17 protein-coding genes and 2 pseudogenes are annotated in these 17,804 nt (G+C 42.7%); 14 read left to right on the forward strand and 5 right to left on the reverse strand.

Annotated features, from left to right (window positions below):
• The first annotated feature begins 347 nt into the window (after positions 1–347).
• From E2L07_RS08085 to E2L07_RS08100, 5 genes and pseudogenes are all read left to right on the forward strand, one after another.
• On the forward strand, positions 348–593 hold the full coding sequence (locus E2L07_RS08085; RefSeq protein WP_053431469.1) for a hypothetical protein: 246 nt from the start codon (positions 348–350) through the stop codon (positions 591–593).
• 46 nt (positions 594–639) lie between these two features.
• Complete coding sequence (locus E2L07_RS08090) at positions 640–852, forward strand: hypothetical protein (RefSeq protein ID WP_134229315.1); 213 nt, start codon at positions 640–642, stop codon at positions 850–852.
• 114 nt (positions 853–966) lie between these two features.
• Positions 967–1,107: a sporulation histidine kinase inhibitor Sda gene (locus E2L07_RS08095; protein WP_083445561.1), complete on the forward strand. Its 141-nt coding sequence runs from the start codon at positions 967–969 to the stop codon at positions 1,105–1,107.
• A gap of 29 nt (positions 1,108–1,136) precedes the next feature.
• Positions 1,137–1,505: pseudogene (locus E2L07_RS21205) on the forward strand (DNA-3-methyladenine glycosylase I); the annotation flags it as partial.
• Positions 1,506–1,598: 93 nt separating this feature from the next.
• Complete coding sequence (locus E2L07_RS08100; RefSeq protein ID WP_420897800.1) at positions 1,599–2,123, forward strand: GNAT family N-acetyltransferase; 525 nt, start codon at positions 1,599–1,601, stop codon at positions 2,121–2,123.
• Between the two features lies 1 nt (position 2,124).
• Here the strand turns inward: E2L07_RS08100 and E2L07_RS08105 are convergent, their stop codons facing one another.
• Genes E2L07_RS08105 through E2L07_RS08115 form a run of 3 tightly spaced genes read right to left on the reverse strand, consistent with a single transcriptional unit; the run spans position 2,125 to position 5,824 of the window.
• A complete protein-coding gene (locus E2L07_RS08105; protein WP_166740045.1) occupies positions 2,125–3,204 on the reverse strand; it encodes a Ger(x)C family spore germination protein in 1,080 nt (359 codons plus the stop codon).
• Positions 3,201–4,283, reverse strand: a complete 1,083-nt coding sequence (locus E2L07_RS08110; RefSeq protein ID WP_134229317.1) for a spore germination protein — start codon at positions 4,281–4,283, stop codon at positions 3,201–3,203. Before E2L07_RS08110 ends, E2L07_RS08105 begins: the two co-directional genes overlap by 4 nt.
• Positions 4,284–4,303: 20 nt before the next feature.
• Positions 4,304–5,824: a spore germination protein gene (locus E2L07_RS08115; protein ID WP_134229318.1), complete on the reverse strand. Its 1,521-nt coding sequence runs from the start codon at positions 5,822–5,824 to the stop codon at positions 4,304–4,306.
• 448 nt (positions 5,825–6,272) lie between these two features.
• Between E2L07_RS08115 and E2L07_RS08120 the strand changes: the two genes are divergently transcribed.
• Positions 6,273–7,973 (forward strand): BCCT family transporter, encoded by a 1,701-nt coding sequence (locus tag E2L07_RS08120; RefSeq protein ID WP_134229319.1) that lies wholly within the window; start codon positions 6,273–6,275, stop codon positions 7,971–7,973.
• 100 nt (positions 7,974–8,073) lie between these two features.
• On the opposite strand, the pseudogene E2L07_RS08125 reads toward E2L07_RS08120, so the two are convergent.
• A pseudogene (locus E2L07_RS08125) lies at positions 8,074–8,872 on the reverse strand (sulfite exporter TauE/SafE family protein).
• A 264-nt stretch (positions 8,873–9,136) separates the two neighbouring features.
• On the opposite strand from E2L07_RS08125, the gene E2L07_RS20770 reads away from it, so the two are divergent.
• The 7 genes from E2L07_RS20770 (at position 9,137) to E2L07_RS08155 (ending at position 15,298) form a co-directional block, all read left to right on the forward strand.
• The gene (locus E2L07_RS20770) at positions 9,137–9,298 is read left to right on the forward strand and encodes a hypothetical protein (RefSeq protein ID WP_010897625.1); all 162 of its coding nucleotides are present in this window, start codon (positions 9,137–9,139) and stop codon (positions 9,296–9,298) included.
• 542 nt (positions 9,299–9,840) lie between these two features.
• Positions 9,841–11,043, forward strand: a complete 1,203-nt coding sequence (locus E2L07_RS08130) for a transposase (protein ID WP_063210481.1) — start codon at positions 9,841–9,843, stop codon at positions 11,041–11,043.
• Between the two features lie 262 nt (positions 11,044–11,305).
• Positions 11,306–12,136, forward strand: coding sequence for a transporter substrate-binding domain-containing protein (locus E2L07_RS08135; RefSeq protein ID WP_134229320.1), 831 nt, complete (start codon positions 11,306–11,308; stop codon positions 12,134–12,136).
• Between the two features lie 81 nt (positions 12,137–12,217).
• Positions 12,218–12,874: an amino acid ABC transporter permease gene (locus tag E2L07_RS08140; protein ID WP_134229321.1), complete on the forward strand. Its 657-nt coding sequence runs from the start codon at positions 12,218–12,220 to the stop codon at positions 12,872–12,874.
• Complete coding sequence (locus E2L07_RS08145; RefSeq protein WP_010897628.1) at positions 12,867–13,589, forward strand: amino acid ABC transporter ATP-binding protein; 723 nt, start codon at positions 12,867–12,869, stop codon at positions 13,587–13,589. The genes E2L07_RS08140 and E2L07_RS08145 overlap by 8 nt, the downstream gene beginning before the upstream one ends.
• Positions 13,590–13,777: 188 nt before the next feature.
• Entirely contained in the window at positions 13,778–14,758 is a 981-nt protein-coding gene (locus tag E2L07_RS08150) for an aromatic acid exporter family protein (protein ID WP_134229322.1), read from the forward strand.
• Positions 14,759–14,785: 27 nt separating this feature from the next.
• Complete coding sequence (locus tag E2L07_RS08155) at positions 14,786–15,298, forward strand: L,D-transpeptidase (protein ID WP_053431460.1); 513 nt, start codon at positions 14,786–14,788, stop codon at positions 15,296–15,298.
• Positions 15,299–15,372: 74 nt separating this feature from the next.
• Here the strand turns inward: E2L07_RS08155 and E2L07_RS08160 are convergent, their stop codons facing one another.
• The gene (locus tag E2L07_RS08160; protein ID WP_166740046.1) at positions 15,373–15,999 is read right to left on the reverse strand and encodes a zinc-binding dehydrogenase; all 627 of its coding nucleotides are present in this window, start codon (positions 15,997–15,999) and stop codon (positions 15,373–15,375) included.
• A 183-nt stretch (positions 16,000–16,182) separates the two neighbouring features.
• On the opposite strand from E2L07_RS08160, the gene E2L07_RS08165 reads away from it, so the two are divergent.
• Positions 16,183–17,685 (forward strand): transposase, encoded by a 1,503-nt coding sequence (locus tag E2L07_RS08165; protein ID WP_134228599.1) that lies wholly within the window; start codon positions 16,183–16,185, stop codon positions 17,683–17,685.
• Positions 17,686–17,804 lie beyond the last annotated feature (119 nt).

Genomic DNA, 17,804 nt, shown 5'->3' on the forward strand with positions numbered 1-17,804 from the left:
TCCGCTCCTCATTCTAGAAAGATGCTTTTCAGAAGAAAATAACCATGATTCTTTCAAAGGGATCGGGAATCTAATCGTTTTTGGCCTAAAACCCTGATTTATGTTCGAGGTATGAATAATTCAGGATCAGAAATAAAAGCGCTCTTTTCATCGTGTTCACAACTTTTTCGTTCAGGGCATATACTACTTTAGCCTAACAACTAGGGGGATGGATTATGCAAAACGATGAAGGAAAGCGACAAGTGCTTTTGTTCATAACGATCTTGATCTTCTTTTTATTGAGTTTCGGATATGGAGGAGACGTAGCAGGCGCTGATGTTATTGTCTCGTAAAGGGAGGGGGATGGTTTGGGAAAGCGAAATACAATGAATGATTTTTACGATCACAAACTGACCCCACAAAAAATCGCTGTTATCATAGGACTTGTTACAGATGCTCTCCAAGTACAGGCCATTTTGGTCGATGCAAATCAACGTGTAGAAATTGTCTTGGAGGGACATTTAAGTAAAAAGTCAGAAATGGATCGGATGATGGACGATTTAAGTGATATGAAGTTTGGTGAAGTAATGGACGCCTTTATGAAACGGAAATAAAAGGTTTGAAGGCCGTTCAATCATTTCGAAGCAGGAGGTGAGAAGAATGATTCATGCGATGATGCCACGACAAGGAGAGGATACGAGATTTGTCGGAGTAGGATGGAGTGGCGGGCGACGCCCATTTTGGGGTGGTCCTTTTATCGGTGGTTTTTTAGGAGGGCTTGTAGGAAGCGCCTTATTTCCCCCTTTTTATGGGTACCCATATCCATACCCTTATTATTACCCGTACCCTTATTACCGTCCCTATTACTTTTAACAGAGATGAGAGATCTGTCCTTCCACTGATCTCTTTTTAATTTGTAAAAATAGATCTTTTTTTTACTTATAATGTTAAATGTGAGGGATATGATGAAAAAAGGGGTCACAACGAGTGAAGCTATCAGATCAACAGTTATTAGAAGCATACGATCAAGCGCTCAAACTTGAATTAGAGGATGATTTTATCTCCGTACTCAAGGAAGAGATGATCAAGAGAAATCTTGAGGTTGACAGGGACATAGAGTCTTATTAAAAACCTCTATTATTTGTGAGGTGAAGCCAATGGGGCATTACTGCCGGTGGTGTGAGAATGATCCGCTTTTGATTGCGTATCATGACAAGGAATGGGGGCAGAGAGAAGATGATGATCAGCGTTTATTTGAGGCGATGTGCCTTGAGCTTTTCCAATCGGGACTATCGTGGAAAACCGTTCTTCATAAACGAGACAGCCTTCGTAAAGCGTTCCGCCATTTCGAGCCAGAAAAAGTAGCGACGATGAACGAACAAGACGTAGAGCGTTTATTAAAAGATAGTGGAATCATACGACATCGAAAGAAGATAGAAGCAACCATTCAAAATAGTCGAAACGTTGTACGGCTTCAACGTGAATTTGGAAGCTTTAGAGAATGGATCGAGAGCTTACCCAACGACGTGGAAGCAAAAGCGGCGAAGATTTCTGAGATGTTTACATATATGGGACCGATAACGGCGAAAAGCTTTCTTGAAGCGACAGGGTTTATCCCGATTGAGCACGATAAGCAGTGCCACTTATTTGAGGGGAAAAGTTTACAAATTAAGCCTATAGGTAAAGCAGATCGTGACGAAGTACAACAGTTTTTCCATCAACATTGGGGAAGTCCGGAAATGGTTCTTTCCACAGGTGTTTTTCACTGTGAACGTTTGCCAGGCTTTCTTTATCGGAATAAGCTTGGTGAAATCATAGGGTTAATCACCTACGTAACGCATGAGAAACGGAGCATTGAAATTATTTCCCTTGATAGTGTGAAAGAAGGAAAAGGGATTGGAACGAGCTTGCTTCAGGCGGTGGAAGCTAAGGCGATCGAGCAACAAGTAAGGCAAATCGAGGTTATAACGACAAATGACAATTTGCACGCCCTCGGATTTTATCAGAAGCGAGGTTATCAATTAAAAGAATTAGTCGTGAATGGAGTGGAGAAAGCTCGGCAGCTGAAGCCGAGCTTTCCTCGCAAAAGTGCAGATGGGATTCCGATCCGCGATGAACTTAAGTTGGTAAAAACCATGCGCTGATTTATTCGCGTACACCTGTGTCGTAAATTTTAATTTCCGCTTTCGTTTCAATGGGAATCGTCGGGTAGACGGCTTCCCATTTTTCAATATCGAAGCCTCTAGTTTGTGCCTTCATCCGAGAGCCAAGACCGAGTGGATCAATCTCTAATGATTGAAAAAGGCTCGTCAGCTCCTTCGCTTCATTTTCCAGTTTGTTTGCTAATTGTTGTTTAATCATCTCATACGTCGCTTCGTCAATTCCTTTGTCAGGCCGACCTGTATACTCGGTGACTCTCCCTTTAAAATGGAGAACGATCTCCACTTTCGGTTGATTAAGGTCACCGGTTATATGATAAGTTGAATAGGAGTTTACGCTACGGAGAACAGTGAAATCCCCATTCGGTAATCGAAGCTTAATGGGACCGCGCTCGACACGTTCAAGTAAGATTTTTATGACACATAAATATTCCTCATCTAAGTGATAAACGAATTTATCACCTTTGAAGAGAGCAAGACCATCAACAGCGATCCGATTCGCCACGGGAACTAAATATGGAAGATAGGGGTCCTGTCCTTCCGCATAGTAATCACGCAAAAATAGGTGCAAGTTCGTTTGCGGAAGATTTTGCGTACGGATATTTTGATCGATTAATTCACGTAAGTACGAAGCGACCTCCTCTTCAATATCATATTTATTCATCAAAACGTCTTTTGCGCTCCCTTCGGCAATGCCCAAGTAGATACGCATCCCGATCTTAGGGTCGCGCATGAACGTATCGATCGTCTGAATGAGTCCTATTTCTTCGGCCAATTGGCGGTTGAAGATAATCGAAGATAAACGACCGACATGGATCGGAAGAGGGGTTTGCCGATTCAACTCGGAACGAAGGTCGCGGCTCGTGTGTGCTCGTGTTGAAATCGATTGGCTCGTCACTTTCTCTCTCGGTCCATAGACGGGCATATTGATCGTACCTTCGATTGTGTTTTCATCTATGTAATCATAGCCTAACGAATGAATAAGTGTATTATTATCGACAATGCTCATTTCAACACAGCCTGGAATCGCAATAAGGAAAATAGCACTTAGTAATGATTTCATCATGGCGATAGTCTTAACCTCCCTACAATCCATTTCCAAACAAGTAAAAACGGAATATAGACATACAACACATACAAGCCAACGATCGATACAATGCTGTTTAATTGATTAATCTGATCTCTTGTCTCTAGAAGAATAGAAGCAATAAAGACAATTAAAATACTGATGATCAACGTATGGCGGTGTTTCATCGAGAATACCCTTTTCCCAATTCGACTGGATGCCCAAAGTCCAACTGTAATGTTCGGAAGGATGATGATTAGCCATGCTGAAATGCCAATATATTCGAATCGTTCAATGAAGGGAAGCTCTAACACTTTCCATGACCACAAAGTGGGCCAAATCGTAATGTCCATTTGTTCCTCGCTAAAATAGACGAAAGCCGATATAGTGGCGATTAAATAAATGAACGTCGTATACAACACGGCATAATGGGCGTATCTTTGAGATTTTGCTGCATTGCGAATGAACGGATAAAAAATCAGCAAAAGTTCAGGGCCTAATACGCTTAACGTCATATCTTTTGTCGCCATTAATTGCTCACGAATGGTCGTATCAAAGAGTGGACGCAAGTAGCGAAATTCAGCAAATTCAAAAAGGGGTAAGGTGGTTAGCAATAGCGGCGTCGGCAAGACAACACCGAGAAAGCAAACCCCGGTCACAATGCGAAATCCATTTACGATCGCAAGGTACATCAACAATAGCATCGTAATCGTGAAGGTCCATGTTGGCAAGTCAGGAAACACCCAAATTTGAATGACTTCTGTATAGGTGCGTAACACCGTAAAGGCGAGAGCCGCATAGTAAAGCATAAACACAATGTTAAGCAAAGAACCGAGCCATTTTCCAAAAAGCTTTTCATGAACATGAGCGATGTCTTTTTCCCCATCCAATATTTTGTACATAAAGTACACTACGAGGTGGATGAGCAATCCGGTGAAAAGGACAGCGATCCACGATTGGTAACCACCGCTTTTTGCTATGAGACGTTGAAAACCGAGTACCCCGACCCCTACTTGCATGGAGTGGATGAGAAAAAACACCATAAAAGGTGGAACCGTTAAGCTTTGATTGGTTTTCACGTGCACGCCCTCCTATGTCATCACATGCCCTCGTCGATGTCATCTTTTGTTTGCGCTTTTTTTGGTTGAAATCGCAGCTTGTCGCTCGTCTTTAGATGGCTCGGTCGTTCGGCTTGTACAGTGAATGGCAGTCGGATAAACGAATCCTTTAAGTCTTTCCAATAAAAAGGATAAATCGGATGTAAAAATGGACGGCCAAGGGACTGGAGTGTCAACAGGTGAACGAGCAAATAACAAAACAACAGGACAAGGGAGATTAATCCCCACAATTGCGCTGCAAGAATAAATGGAAAGCGAATTAAACGGATCGTGTTCCCCATGCGATAGACCGGTGTTGTAAACGAGGCGAGCGCAGCTAAAGCGACAATAATGAGCAGGACATTACTCGTGAGACCAGCTTCAACCGCAGCGGTTCCGATTACGATCCCTCCGACAATCCCGATCGTCTGACCGACCTTTGTCGGCAAGCGAGCCCCAGCTTCTCGAAGCAATTCAATCGTTACTTCAAGGAATAACGCCTCGAGAATCGGTGGAAACGGAATCGCTGATCTAGAAAGGGTGATGGTGGCGAGTAAGTCTTGCGGTATTAATTCAGGGTGATACGTCAGTACGGCTACATACAGCGGTGTAGCAAAGATTGAAAAAAGAACGGAAAATAAGCGAATTAACCGAAAAATAGAAGCAATGTGCCACTTAAGAAAATAGTCTTCATAGGATGAGAAAAATTCAACCAACGTCGTCGGTCCTGTGATGGCTGATGGAGAACCGTCTGTTAACACGCAAACCTTTCCTTCAGCGAGGACAGAAGCGACACGATCAGGCCTTTCTGTATCAATTAAAAGTGGAAAGGGACTTTGGTTGCTATCTTCAATGAGCTGATTGATAAAAGAGCTGTCGCTAATATGATCAAAATCGATGTCGTTTATTCGATTGCGTACGACTGTTACAAGCTCAGGGTTGGTGATCGTTTCAATATATAGGATGGCTACCCTTGTATGAGAAAGGGAGCCCACCTCATACTCTTCAATTCGTAAGTTGCTTGTCGGCAACCTTCGACGAACGAGATAGATGTTTAAGTCTAGACTCTCCACGAACGCTTCCTTCGGTCCGACAACGCTAAACTCCACTTCGGGAATTGAAATTTCACGTGATTCTTCCACTTGTGCTGGCACACACAAGCATGGAAAATCGCTGTATTCAGGGTGAATACATACATGACCAGTTAAAAGGTAAGTGTTGAGTTCTTTATCATTTTGAACGATATGGATGCTGTCGATCGGCAGCTCTCGTTTAAGCTCATGCAACGTTAAGGCCTTACTTTTAATCAGGTGGGTTAAGATGTCTTGCTGCAAGGTAGTCGGGTCAACTAACGTTCTTAGATAAAATATGTGATAACGTAGCTGGATTGCGTCCATTGTAAATTGGGTAAAATCACTAGATTGTGAATAGACCTGGATCACATCTGCTAAAGTAGTTGCTTTATTTTCAGAGGCAGATGCTCGTTGCTGACGTTTTAACTTATTTAATTTAAACCAAGACACCTAGACCTACACCTCCCTTAACCTCCATTCCATAGTTTGGACAGTGTCAATCATTTTATGTATAAATATCACCAATTTTACGTATTTACTCCATCTCTGAAAGGTTGTAAAAGCTCAATATTTATGACAGAAGAATGACATTCGTTTAACGTTTTTGTAACATCTAGCAGTAAGTCTTGATCTAATTCACTCACTTCGTCCATAATCGAAACCGTTAACTAACTGTAGTAAAAGCGGTGTTTGAAGCAAAATAGGAGAGAAGGGATATTAAAAGGTCGGGTCGCCCCAATAATCGAACCAGTCATGTCCGTGATGACCTGAGAATACATTCATTTATAAATATAAGAAAAGTTAAATGAGCATGGGAATCTCTAGCAATAGTTAAAACAAGTTAGGATTGGACGAAAGGGGGGAGGACTGTACACGAATTTGTTGTGTACAGGCAATCATGAAAGAAGGCAATTATACATATACCACTGAAAAGCCTGGTAGTGTGTTTAGCATTTCAGCCGTGCTAATCGGGTTGTTTGTATTATGGGGGGCTGTTTCCCCTTCATCGCTAGAATGGGCGGCAGGCATAGGATTAGGCTGGATGATCGAGAACTTCGGTTGGTTCTACATGTTGACGACAGCTTTCTTCGTTATTTTTTCAATTGTCATTGCGATTAGTCCCTATGGCCGGTTGCGTCTCGGCAAACAAAATGACCGTCCCGAATATTCGTGGTATTCGTGGATCGGTATGTTGTTTGCTGCAGGCATAGGTGTTGGCTTCGTCTTTTGGGGAGTAGCTGAGCCGGTTCTCTATTATTTAGATACCCCTGTCGGCTATATACCCGGAACAAGAGAAGCCGCGATCGCAGGTCTCCGTTATGGGGTCTATCATTGGGCATTGCATCCGTGGGCGATTTTTTCCATTGTCGGCTTGACGCTAGCCTATGTCCAGTTCCGCAAAGGGCGTCCGGCGTTAATAAGCTCGGCATTCTATCCCCTCTTTGGTGAAAAGGTAAATGGCTTTGCTGGTCGCTCGATTGATATTCTCGCCGTCATCGCTACATGTACAGGAGTCGCGACGACATTCGGCTTAAGTGCGATGCAAATTACTGGAGGCTTGTCGTATATTTCTTCCATCCCTAACTCGGTATGGACCCAGTTGACGATTATCGCCATTGTCACCTGTTTGTTTATGATCTCAGCAGGTAAGGGAGTTAACAAAGGAATTAAAACATTAAGTAATATTAATTTAGCGGTTGCTGCAATCTTACTCGTATTTGTTATCGCCGTTGGTCCAACGTTGTTTATCGCTGAAAATATTGTTACGACCCTCGGTGGCTACATTTCAAATGTAATCCCGATGAGCTTGACCATGACCCCTTTTTATGAAAGTGAGTGGCTTGGCACGAACACGATCTTTTTTTGGGCATGGCACATTGCATGGGCTCCATTTATGGGGTTATTTATTGCAAGAATCTCGCGAGGTCGGACGATTCGCGAATTCATGGCAGGCGTCTTAATTGTCCCGTCGCTGCTTGCTCTTATTTGGTTTACAACGTTTGGCGGTACGGCGCTTAACCTAGAAATGTATGGACCTGGTGGGATTGCCGAGCTCGTCACAAGTCAAGTGGAGCTAGCGCTCTTTGCCACGTTAGGAGAGCTTCCCTTAAGCGCAGTAACAAACGTCATTGCTGTCCTGCTTATTTTAATCTTTTTCATCACATCAGCAGACTCGGCATCGTATGTACTAGGCGCCATGACATCTAAGGGAAGTTTGGAGCCGAAGCTCTCGGTTAAAATGGTTTGGGGTTTTCTCATTGCGGGAACGGCCAGCGTTCTCCTCCTAAGCGGTGGTGGTGGGTTGCAAGCGCTGCAAACAGCCTCTATTATCGCGGCACTGCCATTTGCCGTCATTATGATTATGATGATCATCTCGTTATTGTTCATGTTTGCAAAAGACGACCGAGCTGAACGGAAGCAGAAGCAAACAAATCAGCTATCAACCTTGAAGGAAGAAATTCGCGATGAGATGTACGATGACATGAAGCAAGAAGTGTACGAGGAAGTAAAGGAACAAGTGTATGAAGACGTATACGAAGAAGTGAAAGAAGAGGTAAAAGACGAGATTTTAGATAAGCTTGATCAAGAGAGCAAGTAAAAGGAGGCTTTGCGCCTCCTTTTTCACTTGAAAGAAAGCTTACTTCATTCGGAAAACGACAGCTTTCACCTCCGGCAAGTGTCTTAATCATGATTCATTTTTAGTTGTGTTGCTTAACCCTTTGAAGAATCAAAATGCGAAGAGAAAGAAAGAAGAAAAGTACCGTAAAACAAGAAATGACAGCAAGGCCGACCTCTTGCCATTGCAGAAGGTTTGCAATCACGCTAAAGATAATGACGATATAAAGACTGCCAAGTAAAGTCCGCATCGCTTTTTCTGAATAGAAGGCGGTCATTTTTGCTCCAACAGGCGAGCCGATCAATGTGCCAATAATTAATAAAAGCCCAAGCCCAAAGTTTACAGGTGTTTGAACACTATATGAAATAAAGCCGGCAAACACAATAAATATAACGGAGGCAAGGCTAGTTCCAACCGCTTACGCCAAGCATGGCAGAAATAAACCCAGCCCCAAGACCAATAAAAACAGCGATCAGTTTGTTTGGCGAATTTTGGATAAGTGGTTTTCTTTTCGTTTGAGGTATGAACATGGAGCTAGCAAAAAATCCGAGTAAAAAAATATAACAAAGGGAAATGGTTATTTCAGCGAGCTGACGTTCTTCAAGGAAAAGCATGAGAGGAACAGCTAGCTGTGTACCGACAATCCCTGCAATATTTATGATTAATACATAACTCCAATGGATGTTTTTCATGCGAAAATGAGCCCATGCCCCTCCCAAGGAGGTTCCAAGAGAAAGCATTAAGCTTGTCCCGATCACAACGGCAGGTGGAAATCCGAACAATAATAGGAGGGGCGTCAGAATAATGCCGCCACCAATCCCAAAAAAGCCTGAAAAAATGCCGATGATCGACCCGAGAAAAATAAAAAATAACCAATCCATAATTGACCTCCTTCGCTATTTAGTATATCGCAATCGAAGGCGGCTTCCACTCTATGCTTACAAGTTTACAAAAAATTTACTGGGGATATTTGAAATTTCATGGAAAGAACTTAAAGAAAAATCGCATTATTATGAGATTCTTTCAAATAAACATGTGAAAAAGTGTAAAAATGAACAATTTCGTTATCAACAAGGAAACAATCTAGTATGATGATTTTGGTTATATACCCACTTAATCACAATTGACTTAAGGAGGACATTCAAATGAGCAAAAAAGTTCTTTTCAGCATCCTTTCAGGTGTACTAGCACTTAACGTACTAGCAGCTTGCGGAGGAGATACTGAAGACCCTGCAAACGAAGAAGAACCAGCATTAGAAGAAGATGCAGATGCTGCCGATGAAGCAGAAGAAGAGGAAGAAGCTTAAGTTTGACATAGGCTGGGATAATACTAGCCAAACGTAATAAAAAAGGTTCGGATCATTTTATTTTGATGGTCTGAACCTTTTTTCTGTTGATTCATGAAATCGTCCGTTGATTAATTTGCGTTTATGACCGTGTGTGGACAGAATCATTTTCCTTATTATATTCCCAATGAATGGTTTCAAATCTTTGCCCGCGGCAAGGGAGTGTTTTGAAACAATCAACCCTTATTAATAGATTTTGTTTTTAAAAAAGATTCTCGTGAAAAGCTTTCCAATCAAACATGAATCAAAGCCTGCTAGTTTTGCTTTTTGGTATGGTTTTTTACTATCTTAATAATAAATTTCGCGATCGTGAAAGAAAATCTATCAGACGAATTTGCGATCATTGTTGTAATAAGTAGAATTTTCTGTTATTAATGAGCATTTTGCATATTTTTTGACCCAAGAGCCATAAGGATTTCAAAGACATAAAAAAGGACTTCACCCCTAAAATGTAGAATTTTTGAAGTGACGAAACCACAAAAATTCAAAAGGAGGAAGTCACTTTGTATATTCTACAAGAAAGCCTATTTTCCTTTGAAGAACTGCAAAAATTAGAGTCAAAAGAGAAATTACCTATCTTTTTTAGCTCGCTTGATTTACGCCCTTATGCTAAACAGTTGAGAAGTTCTTCACCCCGAGGGGCTGACGGTCATTCCAGAGAAGGGATTCTAAGGGCTCTCATCGCTGCCCCACTCGAAGGCATCGACACCTTTACCGCCCTTCATCATCGATTGGATAAAGACCTTCGTTTCCGTTATCAATGCGGTTTATCGATTGATCGCCCCGCACCGTCTATCTCCACTCTCAGCCGGGTTTTTGCGGCACTTACCAAAAAAAAGCTGGCTGAAAAGATCTTCCTTGACTTGGTACAGTTAGCTCAGGAGGAAGGAATAATTGACGGCAGCCACCAGGCCATCGACAGTGCCGCCATTGATGCCTATGAAAAGAAACAGCCCAAAAAGCGTAGTGAACAAACGGGTAATGCCAATTGGGGCGCAAAATATGATTCCTTCGGCAATAAAATTACCTGGTTTGGCTATAAGATGCATCTTTCAGTCGATACCGCAAGCGAACTGCCAATGGCCATAAAAGTAACCCCTGCCCATGTGAACGATGGAGAAGTCGCACCAGAATTAATAGAGCAAGTGGCAGAGCGTACCAAATCCAAAATTGAATTTCTGATCATGGATGGCGGATATGACCAACTAAAAAACTATGAATCAGCCAAAAACATTGGAGCGCAAGCCATTATCCCGCTCAATTTGCGCAACGAAAAAGAGCCTCCTGAAGGGATTTCTTCCAATGGAACTCCGCGTTGTTCCATGGGTTATGAAATGACTTATTGGGGAGCTGATAAGGACCAGCTCAAGTTCAGATGTCCTCACGCAACCGGCAAAGTGGATTGCCCATTAGGAATGGCAGCCTGTTCATCTTCCAACTATGGAATGGTGGTAAAAGTCGACATCAAAAAGGATGTGCGCCGATATTCCAATCCGCACCGTGATACAAAACGTTGGAAAGAGCTTTACAACGAGAGGACAAGTGTAGAACGCTGTAATTCAAGAATGAAAAGCTACCTTACGGCGAACTCCCTACATGTATGGGGAATTGAAAAAGTAAAGACCCATATTTACCTGAACGCTATTGTATTACTTGTTTCAGCGCTAGCGATGGCAAAGGAAAATAAAGGGAAGAAAGCCGCTTAAAAAAATTCAATGTGAAAAATTCTGTAGGTATGCCCGAAAACAAGATTATTGTAATATTTTGTAAAATAACATGCTGGTAGCTATTTGTCGAGTGCTTTATTTTTTATACTTTTATCCCAAAAATCTAATTTTGCAAAATGCTCATTAATAAAAACAAGTGAAAGACGATTTTTCTACTTTTCAAAGAGAAAGAGCTTGTGTTAATATACATTCATGCGAATAATTATTATGATATAGAAATACTTGAGGGGGAAACAATACGATGAAAAAGATAAAAAATTGGATGCAGCTCGGTGTAACTTCTATTCTTGCTGTCGGCTTGTTAGCAGCTTGCGGCACAGCTGAAGACACACCAGAAGAAGCGACAACAGGAGCGGACGATGTGGAAGCGGAGGCAGGCGATGAGGAAAAAACGGTTCTCGTCATGGGAACATCTGCCGATTACCCACCATATGAATCCGTCGATGTAACGACAGGGGAAATTGTCGGCTTTGATGTTGACATTGCCGAATACATTACGTCTGAGCTTGGCTACGAATTAAAAATTCAAGATATGGATTTTAACGGAATCATTCCAGCGCTTCAAGCTGGTCGCGTCGATTTCGCCCTTTCGGGGATGACACCGACAGAAGAACGGAAGAAGAGCGTTGATTTTTCCGATGTCTATTATGATGCACAAAATTTAGTCGTCTTTAAAGAAGAGGACGGGTTGTCTTCAGTTGAGGATCTTGCTGGCAAAACGGTTGGGGTACAATTAGCTTCAATCCAAGAGGAAGCGGCAGTCGAACTACAAGAGGAACTGGATGGTTTAACGATCGAGACCCGGAACCGTGTACCAGAGCTTGTTCAAGAGCTACTTGCCGGTCGTTTCGATGCGCTAATTATTGAAGATACAGTGGCAGCGGGTCACCTTGAAGCCAATCCTGGACTCGTAAGCTTTGCGATCGAGAGTGAAGGAGAAACAGGTTCTGCAATTGCTTTTCCGAAAGATAGCGAGCTAACGGAACCGTTCAATGAGAAACTTCAAGAAATGATGGAAGATGGTACGATGGAAGAGCTGATTTTAAAATGGTTTGGCGGAGAGGAACAATAAGCGTTAAAAGGCGAATGATCACGTCGGTCTCTCTACAGCTGTGGGGAGGCTGTTCCATTGTTATAGGAAGGAAGACAGCTTATGAGTTTTGATTTTTCTCGAATCCAGCCCTTTATGCCTTTCATGCTAGAAGGGGTTTGGGTGACGTTACAATTCGTATCGGTTTCCCTCTTATTCGGGCTTGTTTTAGGGATCGTATTGGCGATATTTAAAATTAGTAAGTATCGGCTATTTCGCTGGTTTGCTGATTTTTATACTTCGATTTTTCGCGGCACACCGCTCATTTTGCAATTGTTGATGATTTATTTGGCTCTGCCGCAATTCGGTGTTGATATTTCTCAATTTCAGGCTGCGTTTTTGGCATTCGGGTTAAACTCTGCTGCCTACGTATCGGAAATTATTCGTGCCGGAATTCAAGCCGTCGATAAAGGGCAACGGGAAGCAGCTGAGGCGCTTGGGATTCCTTACCGTCCGATGATGCTACGAATTATTTTGCCGCAAGCAATGCGTAACATTTTACCGGCCTTATTTAATGAATTTATTAATTTAACGAAAGAGTCGGCGATTGTATCCGTCATCGGGGTCACTGACTTAATGCGACGCGCGCAAATTACGAGTGCGGAAACCTATCTTTACTTTGAACCGCTCTTGTTCGTCGGTCTCATTTATTACGTCCTTGTCATGGGACTAACTGTCATTGGACGTCTGCTAGAAAGGAGATTAAAACGAAGTGATTAACGTAAAAGATTTGCATAAATCGTTTGGCTCCTTAGAGGTGTTAAAAGGGATTACGACAGAGATTCAAAAGGGCGATGTTGTGGCGGTCATCGGTCCTTCTGGGTCAGGAAAATCGACGTTTTTACGCTGCTTAAATTTACTTGAAGTCCCTACGTCAGGCCATGTTTGGATTGATGATGAAGAAATCACTCATCCGAAGACGAACGTAGGAAAGCTGCGGACGAAAATTGGCATGGTGTTTCAACACTTTCATCTGTTCCCCCATATGACTGTGATGGAAAATTTAACGTTTGCCCCCATGAAAGTGAAAGGGGTCTCGAAAGCAGAAGCAATTGCTAAAGGGGAAAGCTTGCTTCAAAAAGTCGGTTTGCTAGAAAAGCGAGACGAATACCCGAGTCGTCTTTCGGGTGGGCAAAAGCAGCGGGTCGCGATAGCCCGTGCGCTTGCAATGGACCCAGAAGTGATGCTGTTTGACGAACCGACATCGGCCCTTGATCCAGAGATGGTGAAAGAGGTTTTAGCGGTTATGAAGGATCTTGCTGAGACAGGGATGACGATGGTCATCGTTACCCATGAAATGGGCTTTGCCAAGGAAGTGGCAGATCGCGTCTTGTTTCTTGATCAAGGTATTTTGCTCGAAGATTTGCCACCGAAGCAATTTTTTGCAGCACCGAAAAGCGAAAGAGCACGGGATTTTCTTGAAAAAGTTTTATAATTTTATGAGGGCTTGCCGATCGCAAGCCTTTTTCTATTGTTCTATATATAGGAGATGTAAGAAGATCCGCTTGGCGACAAGCTACGTTTTTAAGCCGGCGCTTTGCGTTTTTTAACATCAGGCGGTTCAACGGTTCAACCGTTGTATGATACACTTGAGAAAAAACGGAACGGGGAAGACACCAAACGATGAAACTAAAGATTGGCTACCGCACACTGAAAACAGCGTTAGGGGCAGGGATTTCCATTTTTATTGCCCAAGCGCTAAACCTCGAATTTTACGCCTCTGCGGCGATTTTGACGATTCTTTGCATCTCCGTTTCACGGAAAGGCTCTCTACGGGCCGCATGGCAGCGCTTTGCTGCATGCATGATTGGGCTTGCCTACAGCTTCATTCTTCTGGAATTAGTCGGCTATCAGCCATGGACACTTGCGCTAATTTTAATATTGTTTATTCCAACGGTCGTTCGCTTTAACGTGAAAGAAGGAATTACGACGAGCACGGTTATCATGCTACATGTTTATACACTCGGGACCGTGTCATGGGCGATTTTTATCAATGAGTTTTTGCTGATTGTGATCGGAATCGGTGTAGCGCTCATTATGAATGCGTACATGCCGAATATCGAACGAGAGTTGAGAAAACACCAGCGGAAAATTGAGTCTAATTTTCGGACGATTTTACGGGAGCTTGCGTGCTATGTTCGAACAGGAGAAAGGGAATGGGATGGACGTGAAATTCCAGAGACAGCCGACGAGATCCAAAAAGCAAAAAGCATTGCTATGCGCAACATCAACAATCATTTTCTCCGCTATGAGGATCAATATTATCACTATTTTAAAATGAGGGAGCGACAATTTGACATTTTGGAGCGAATTATGCCCTTTTTGTCCTCGTTGGACGATACCGTCGTCCAGAGTGACAAGATCGCTGATTTGCTTGAGGAATTAAGCGAAGCTGTTAGCCCTGTCAATACCGTCTCCTATTTTCAAGGGCGCATTCAAGACATTCGCTCCTATTTTGAGGCGAGAGAGCTGCCGAAAACACAGAAGGAATTTGAAACGCGATCGGCCTTGTATTACGTGATTCACGAATTAGAGGAGTACTTACGGATGAAAGAATCCCTATATGAAAAGCAGAATAAAAAGGAGAAAAGCAGGGAACGTTAGGCAAAAAGAGTGAGAGGAAAGAACGATATGCGACAGCTATTGATCGTGTTCCTAGTGGCCAGCACCTTGTCTCCGTTATGGCCTATCGGTCCAAACCCTACGGTAGGAGACCCGTTTCTGATTGTCAACATTGCAACCAATCGGTTGGCGTACGTAGATGAAGGGAAGATCCAAAAAATAGTACCGATTGCAACAGGAAAGCCTTCGGATAAAACGCCTGTTGGTCTGTTTACGATTACAGTCAAGGCGGAACAACCGTACTACCGAAAGAAAAACATCGCCGGTGGCGATCCGAAAAATCCCCTAGGAACCCGTTGGCTTGGTTTTGATGCGAAAGACACGGAGGGCCGAACGTACGGAATTCACGGAACGAACCGTCCAGAATCGATTGGTCGTTACATGACAGCTGGCTGCATTCGTCTGCAAAACAAAGAGGTAGAGGAGTTGTATGCGAACATCCCATTAGGAACGAAGATACTGATCGTCGATTACGTCGTTTCCTTTGAGGCGTTAGCGAAAGAGCATGGAGCGATGGAATGAGGACGGGTATACCCGTCCTTTTCTACATTTTAAGAATTTCCGACTTAAGAGACACGACGGTTTTTTCCATATTATTAATGGTCACTCGCTAAAAAATGTTTGCCGTTGTTTGCTTGCTGTTTGTTTAGGTTTTTAATGGCTGTATGGACATTCGTAAGATCATAAGTCTCCCGCGGCGTCATGAGCTGAAGCAGCCCTTGTCCAATAAAGGGCATTAACGTTTCAAACGTCTCATGCCAAGTTTTTTCTGATACACCCCGGTTCCAATGGCGCAAATGGAATAGATTCACGGAAAGGTCTTTCTGTTTCGTCACATCCCACCAATCGACAGGCTCCCCTGATAACAGACCGAGCACTGTGAGCGTCCCAAATGGGCGCACAGCATAGGCGAGATTTTTCCCAGCTTGACCGCGGACACAATCAATCGCAAAGTCCGCCCCGCGACCATTTGTCAGCTCTAACACTGCTTCCACTAGCCGTGAAGAGGAGGAATGAATGACATGTGAGGCACCAAGGCGCTTTAATTCCCTTGTGTACACGTCATTTCGAACAACGGCGATGTAACGGAAGCCAACAATGTTGGAAAGCTGAGCGAACACCCGTGAAATCGCAGAGCCACCAGCAAGAAGGGTATTACCCTCCTTAGCTTTAAATAGACTCTCGGCATTCGCCGAGCTTTGTGGTTCAAGGATTTTCCTCAAACCAATTTATTTCATCCCTCCTATTTTAGGTGGGATTTTTTAATGTTCATTTTTTAAAACTGGAAATTAATTATCAAAATATTTTCTCGAATTCGACAAGAAACACTTGACTTTTCAAAAACACCACAATAATCGCCGGTGAAGGGATTATTTTCCCTTACTACTTGTGATTGAGGTGCCAAAATGAAACCAACGTTTATTGCACACGAAACTTATCAAAACTTCGTTCTAAATCAGTTAAATGCCCATTATTCTGGCGGCATTCTTACCCTTGTTAATAAGGATTGGCCAGTAATTAAAAAGCTTTGGATAACTGATCTCTCTTCGGTAACTACATGGCTTGGTGATTCCTATTCCAAAAAGGGACCAAAGCCTCGTGACCCTGCTTCTATGATGCGTTCTTATCTGCTTTCATTATTTGTTCAACCTACAAAAGGTATTACTCATTGGGTTGATCAACTTCGTCGCGTTCCGTTGTATGCAATTCTTAGCGGTTTTGAACCCGGTGACACACCAGGTGTTGGAACATTTGAAGACTTTTTCAAACGTTTATGGGCCTTCGAAAGCCCGAATGTTATGCCGAAGGTCAAACCTAAAAAGAAAAAGTCAAAAAAGAAAAAGAAGCCTAAAAAGGGTGAAAAAGCTGAACCTAAGAATCCCGGAATTGTTCGTAAACTCGTTGATCGGGCAATGCGTTATGGTTCCAAACAAAAACAACTGCCAGGAGACCGATTATTTGAGTTTTTTCAATCCCAATTTTTAGCGGTTTCTACGAAACTTGGTCTTCTTGGGGATCCCGAAGCTCTAGGTGTAGTTGGAGATGGGACACCAATTGAAACAGCTAGGTACCCGAGAAGTAAATCAACCTGTAATTGTAGTGCCCAAGGACTAACGAACTGTACTCACCCACGCCAGTATTCACAACCCGACATCGACTCAGGCTGGGATAGTTCTAAGGAAAAGTACTTCAACGGATATCATCTCTACATGATATCCACTAGCGATAGCCAATACGACTTACCGCTATATCCACGGCTGCATCCTGCTTCCCGGCATGATTCAGTCAGCCTAGTGGTTAGTTCAATTGAATTTTCGCAACGGTACACCTTGGGCACGATTGATAAAATTCTTCTTGATGCAGCGCACGATGCTGAGGCCATTTATGAGCTACTTGAACATCAAAATGTGGAACCCTTCATCGATTTAAATGTTCGAACAAAGAAGAACTTTAGTACAGAAAGTGATATTCAAATATCTCCAACAGGTGTTCCAATCTGTCCGATTGGGAAGGAGATGAAGCCCAACGGGTTTGACAAATCTCAAAATCGGCAAAAATGGCGTTGTCCACTTGCTTGCGGTACCAAAAATACATGCTCATCACCGTGTTCAAAAGCAAAATATGGTCGGACATTCCATACATTCAGAGAGGATAATCTACGATTATTTACCAAAACACCAAGGTCCTCTGAAAAGTGGAAACTTATATACAAACGAAGAACCTCTGTTGAACGTTCTAATAAAAGAGAAAAAATAGATTATCACTTGGAATCTGGACGCCACCGGTCAACAAAAATGTGGTACATTCGCCTATACGCCATAATGATGTGTCAGCACATCGATGCTTGGTACAGCAGTCAGAAAGAGCAGTTAAATATTGAAGAAATCATCTTTCCTAAAGCCGCCTAGTCAATTTTTAAAAAAATAATGGCAATAGGTTTCTTTGTCATGCACATTTTTGAAAATACAATGAAAATAATGAGTGTGCAGGCCATTCCAATCCAATTTCCAGTAATTTTGGTTCATTT

Source organism: Halalkalibacterium halodurans, from assembly GCF_004376175.1.
In the GTDB taxonomy this organism is placed as follows: Bacteria; Bacillota; Bacilli; order Bacillales; family Bacillaceae_D; genus Halalkalibacterium; species Halalkalibacterium halodurans.

Bases quoted from the DNA above. Each gene is read 5' to 3' on its own strand.
- E2L07_RS08135 (WP_134229320.1), top strand. From the start codon at position 11,306: ATGAAAAAGATAAAAAATTGGATGCAGCTCGGTGTAACTTCTATTCTT.
- E2L07_RS08150 (WP_134229322.1), top strand. From the start codon at position 13,778: ATGAAACTAAAGATTGGCTACCGCACACTGAAAACAGCGTTAGGGGCA.
- E2L07_RS20770 (WP_010897625.1), top strand. From the start codon at position 9,137: ATGAGCAAAAAAGTTCTTTTCAGCATCCTTTCAGGTGTACTAGCACTT.
- E2L07_RS08120 (WP_134229319.1), top strand. From the start codon at position 6,273: ATGAAAGAAGGCAATTATACATATACCACTGAAAAGCCTGGTAGTGTG.
- E2L07_RS08140 (WP_134229321.1), top strand. From the start codon at position 12,218: ATGAGTTTTGATTTTTCTCGAATCCAGCCCTTTATGCCTTTCATGCTA.
- E2L07_RS08105 (WP_166740045.1), bottom strand. From the start codon at position 3,204: ATGATGAAATCATTACTAAGTGCTATTTTCCTTATTGCGATTCCAGGC.
- E2L07_RS08155 (WP_053431460.1), top strand. From the start codon at position 14,786: ATGCGACAGCTATTGATCGTGTTCCTAGTGGCCAGCACCTTGTCTCCG.
- E2L07_RS08165 (WP_134228599.1), top strand. From the start codon at position 16,183: ATGAAACCAACGTTTATTGCACACGAAACTTATCAAAACTTCGTTCTA.
- E2L07_RS08090 (WP_134229315.1), top strand. From the start codon at position 640: ATGATTCATGCGATGATGCCACGACAAGGAGAGGATACGAGATTTGTC.